Origin of the sequence: Blautia sp. AM42-2, from assembly GCF_003480245.1 — a bacterium.
In the GTDB taxonomy this organism is placed as follows: Bacteria; Bacillota; Clostridia; order Lachnospirales; family Lachnospiraceae; genus Fusicatenibacter; species Fusicatenibacter saccharivorans.
Genome location: NZ_QUIM01000020.1, coordinates 1 through 738 on the forward strand (window position 1 = coordinate 1; position 738 = coordinate 738).

Here is a 738-nt window from a genome sequence, read left to right on the forward strand (position 1 = left end):
ACGATTCTGCATTGCAAAAAGCTCTGAAAAGCAGCATTGTCGAACTGATTTATCAGTAGGCCCGTTCTTCTGGCCAGCCTGTTTTCTGCATTGTAGATGATACAATTGCTTCTCATGTCAAGCCCTCGTCACAGGCCCTGCATCCCATCGAAGCTGCGTATTTTCATCAATCGCACCTGAAAGGCCGGCAGGATTATGGACACCAGGTTGTTTCCGTCATGCTTTCCTGCAATGGAATCACATTGAACTATGCGGTCATCCTATACGATAAGACAAAATCAAAAATTAAAATCGTACAGGATATCGCCGCGGAACTGCCGGAAGCCCCGGTGGTTTCCTACTTTCTCTGTGACAGCTGGTATACGTCCGTGGACCTCATGAAAAGCTTCCTGAAAAAAGGATTTTATACGATTGGTGCATTAAAAACCAACCGTATCCTTTATCCCATGGGCATCCGTCAGAAAGCCAGCGAACTTGCACTTCATATGCGGAAAAGCGATCCAAATGTCAGCCTTGTGACCGTTGACAAAAGGAAATTTTACGTTTACCGTTACGAAGGAAATCTCAATAAGATTTCAAATGCAGTTGTTCTTCTGAGTTACCCTGAGGAATGCTTTGGGAATCCAAAGGCGCTGAGGGTATTTATTTCCACTGACGTGTCCCTGTCTACGCAGGAGATTCTTGATTCGTATGCCAAACGCTGGTCGATCGAATTGTTTTTCCGGCAGAGTAAACAGA

1 protein-coding gene is annotated in these 738 nt (G+C 45.1%); it reads left to right on the forward strand.

All coding sequences use genetic code 11. The features are described from left to right. Window positions 1–104 precede the first annotated feature (104 nt). The coding region (locus tag DW915_RS14870) for a transposase (RefSeq protein ID WP_330422703.1) at window positions 105–738 on the forward strand (634 nt) is incomplete at its 3' end.